Below are 3,569 nucleotides of genomic sequence, written 5' to 3'. Positions count from 1 at the left end.
GCACAGGACAAGGCTGCGGCCCCTGCAGAGCCGGTTGCCGCTCCCGCCGTTACGGCTCCGGCGGAGGTCAAGCCGGTTGAAGCCCCCGCTGCCCCGGCTGCCGCTCCGGCCGCCGAGGCCAAGCCTGCCGAGGCGGCTCCGGCCGAAGCTGCGGCGGCCCCGGCTCCGGTGCCCAACAAGGGTGACAACGCCTGGCTCTTCGTGGCCACTGCCCTCGTCATCATGATGTCCGTGCCGGGCCTGGCCCTGTTCTACGGTGGCCTGGTGCGCGCCAAGAACATGCTGTCCGTGCTCCTCCAGGTGTTCTCGGTGTTCGCGCTGATCAGCGTGCTGTGGGTGGTCTATGGCTACTCCATCGCCTTCACCGAAGGCAGCGCCTTCTTCGGCGGTCTCGACAAGGTCCTGCTGAAGGGCATCACGCCTGATTCGGTGGCGGCAACCTTCTCGAAGGGTGTCGTGATCTCCGAGTACATCTACGTGGCCTTCCAGGGTGCTTTCGCTGCCATTACCGTGGCCCTGATCCTTGGCGCCTTCGCCGAGCGCATCAAGTTCTCCGCGGTGCTGCTGTTTGCCGTCCTGTGGTTCACCTTCAGCTACCTGCCGATGGCCCACATGGTCTGGTACTGGGCGGGTCCGGATGCCTACACCTCTGCCGAAGCAGCGGATGCTGCCAACGCGACGGCCGGCTTCCTGTTCCAGAAGGGTGCCCTCGACTTTGCCGGCGGTACCGTGGTGCACATCAACGCTGCCGTGGCGGGCCTGATCGGTGCCTTCATGGTTGGCAAGCGCATCGGTTTTGGCCGGGAGTCCTTCGCTCCCCACAGCCTGACCCTGACCATCGTCGGCGCTTCCCTGCTGTGGGTGGGCTGGTTTGGTTTCAATGCGGGCTCTGCCCTTGAAGCCAACGGTGTTGCCGCGCTGGCCTTCGTGAATACCTGGGTTGCGACCGCTGCCGCTGCTGTTGCATGGCTGCTTGCCGAATGGATCATCAAGGGCAAGCCGTCCGGCCTGGGCGCTGCGTCCGGTGCCGTGGCCGGCCTTGTTGCGATCACCCCGGCCTGCGGCTTCGTCGGTGTGGTGGGGGCCATCGTGATCGGTCTTCTGGCCGGTGTGATCTGCCTGTGGGGCGTCAATGGCCTGAAGCGCATGCTCGGCGCCGATGACTCCCTCGACGTGTTCGGCGTACATGGCGTGGGCGGCATCCTCGGTGCCATCCTGACCGGCGTGTTCGCCTCCCCCTCCCTGGGCGGCTCGGGCATCTGGGACTACGTGGCCAACAAGGCTGCCGACACCTACTCCATCGCTGACCAGGTCATCATCCAGGCCACTGCCGTTGGTGTGACCATCGTCTGGTCGGCTGTCGTCGCCTTCATCGCCTACAAGCTGGTGGATATGTTCATCGGTCTGCGGGTGCCGGAAGACGAAGAGCGGGAAGGTCTGGACATCACCTCCCACGGCGAAACCGCCTACCACAACTGATCGCGGTAGCTGTTTCAGTCAGGAACAACGGGCGCTTCGGCGCCCGTTGTTTTTTTGTTGTCTGCCAGAAACAAAAAGGCCGGCGCGAGGCCGGCCTTTCGGGCGGGGCGAACGAGGGTCAGCGAAACACCACCGTCTTGTTGCCATGCACCAGCACCCGGTCTTCCAGGTGGTAGCGCAGGCCGCGGGCCAGCACGGCCTTCTCGATGTCCTTGCCGTAGCGCACCATGTCCTCCACCGAGTCCGAGTGGTCGATGCGGATCACATCCTGTTCGATGATCGGGCCTTGATCGAGTTCGGCGGTCACGTAGTGGCAGGTGGCGCCGATCAGCTTTACCCCCTTCACGTAGGCCTGGTGATAGGGCTTGGCACCCACAAAGCTGGGCAGGAAACTGTGGTGGATGTTGATGATCTTGCCCGGGTGGGCGGCGCACAGCTCGGGTGACAGGATCTGCATGTAGCGCGCCAGCACCATGGTGTCGCCGTGGGACTCCTCGAACAGGCGCTGGACTTCCGCGTAGGCCTGGGCCTTGTTGTCCGCGGTGACGGGCACATGGTGGAAGGGAATGCCGTGCCACTCGACAAAGCCGCGGAAGGTCTCGTGATTGGAGATCACACAGGGGATCTCGATGTCGAGCTCCTTCGACTGCCAGCGCGCCAGCAGATCGTAGAGGCAGTGTTCCTGCTTTGACACCAGCACCACCACCCGCTTCTTCACGGCCGAGTCGGTGATCTTCCAGTCCATCTCGAGTTCCTCGGCGATGGGGCGGAAGCGCTCGCGGAACTCGGTGAGCATGAAGGGCAGCGAATCGGCGCGGATCTCGACGCGCATGAAGTAGCGTCCGCGCTTGTCGGCCTCAAGGGCCGGTTCGGCGTGGAGGGCGGTTTCGAGGATCCAGCCCTTGTGCTCGGCGATGAAGCCGGACACCTTGGCAACGATGCCGGTACGGTCGGGGCAGGAGGCGGAGAGGGTGTAGAAGCGTTCGCGGTGCATGGCGGTGTGGGCGCCGGCCGACAGGCCGTGGCCGGCGCTGGGGGAAGGGTCAGATGCGGGCGGAGGCGGCGCGGATCTGGGCCATCAGGCCGCTGTATTCGCGCTCCACGGGGAACTGCGGGAACTCGGCGATGACCTTGTCCGGAGCGCGGAAGAGGATGCCGGCATGGGCTTCCTGGAGCATCGCGGTGTCATTGTAGGAATCGCCGGCGGCGATCACCTTGAAGTTGATTTCCTTGAAGCGCTGCACGGCTTCCTTCTTCTGGTTGGCCATGCGCAGGTGATAGTTCACCAGGTAGCCCTCGGCGTTGGCTTCGAGCTTGTGGCAGAACAGGGTGGGCATGCCCAGCTGTTGCATCAGCGGCATGGCGAACTCGTAGAAGGTGTCGGACAGGATGATCACCTGGAAGTCCTGGCGCAGGGCGTCGAGGAAGGCCTTGGCGCCGGGTTCCGGCCCCATCTCGGCGATCACCTTCTGGATGTCCGGCAGGCCCAGCTTGTGTTGCTTCAGCAGGTCCAGGCGGTACTTCATCAGCTTGTCGTAGTCCGGCTCCTCGCGGGTGGTGCGACGCAGTTCGGGGATGCCGGTGCGCTCCGCGAATTCGATCCAGATTTCGGGGACGAGAACACCTTCGAGGTCGAGACAGACGAGTTGCACGGCGGAATGCTCCAGATGACAGCGGTTGATTTGGCGAATCCGGGATTCTAGCAAAGACACCGTGACGCCTTGTGTCGAATGCGTCGCGGAAGGTGTCGGGAAGGGTGGATGTGCGGGGTGCTCCCCACGAGGGGGCTCAGTCGGCCGGAATCGCCTCCAGCGCCTCGTGCAGTTCGAGCCAGCGCAGCTCGGCTTCGTCGATCCGCTCGGCCAGCTCGGCCTGGCGCTTGAGGAGTCTGGGTACCTCGCCGGCTTCAGGGCCGGTGTACAGATCCGGGTCGGCCAGGCGTTCGTCGAGCTTCGCCTTCTCGGCGTTCCAGGGGGCGAGCTTCTTGTCCAGTTGTTCCAGCTCCTTCAGCAGCGGCCGACGGGCCGCCAGACGGGCCTGGCGGTCGGTGGCGGCGGCTTCCCGGTCGGCCTTGCGGCTGGCCTTGTCGG

At 64.8% G+C, this 3,569-nt stretch carries 3 protein-coding genes and 1 pseudogene; 1 reads left to right on the top strand and 3 read right to left on the bottom strand.

The features are described from left to right. Positions 1-168 precede the first annotated feature (168 nt). Positions 169-1,479 (top strand): ammonium transporter, encoded by a 1,311-nt coding sequence (gene amt / locus J0L98_RS21390; RefSeq protein WP_296414253.1) that lies wholly within the window; start codon positions 169-171, stop codon positions 1,477-1,479. 118 nt (positions 1,480-1,597) lie between these two features. Here the strand turns inward: amt and purU are convergent, their stop codons facing one another. The 3 genes and pseudogenes from purU to J0L98_RS21375 form a co-directional block, all read right to left on the bottom strand. Next, complete coding sequence (gene purU, locus J0L98_RS21385) at positions 1,598-2,473, bottom strand: formyltetrahydrofolate deformylase (protein WP_296414252.1); 876 nt, start codon at positions 2,471-2,473, stop codon at positions 1,598-1,600. A 49-nt stretch (positions 2,474-2,522) separates the two neighbouring features. Continuing rightward, a complete protein-coding gene (gene thrH, locus J0L98_RS21380; RefSeq protein ID WP_296414251.1) occupies positions 2,523-3,131 on the bottom strand; it encodes a bifunctional phosphoserine phosphatase/homoserine phosphotransferase ThrH in 609 nt (202 codons plus the stop codon). A 136-nt stretch (positions 3,132-3,267) separates the two neighbouring features. Continuing rightward, a pseudogene (locus J0L98_RS21375) lies at positions 3,268-3,569 on the bottom strand (ABC transporter ATP-binding protein); the annotation flags it as partial.

It is taken from the genome of Zoogloea sp., from assembly GCF_017302315.1.
In the GTDB taxonomy this organism is placed as follows: domain Bacteria; phylum Pseudomonadota; class Gammaproteobacteria; order Burkholderiales; family Rhodocyclaceae; genus Zoogloea.
This window is presented reverse-complemented; position numbering and strand designations above follow the sequence as displayed.

What these genes read in the sequence shown, in the direction of transcription:
- purU (WP_296414252.1), bottom strand. Translation starts at nt 2,473, where the DNA reads ATGCACCGCGAACGCTTCTACACCCTCTCCGCCTCCTGCCCCGACCGT.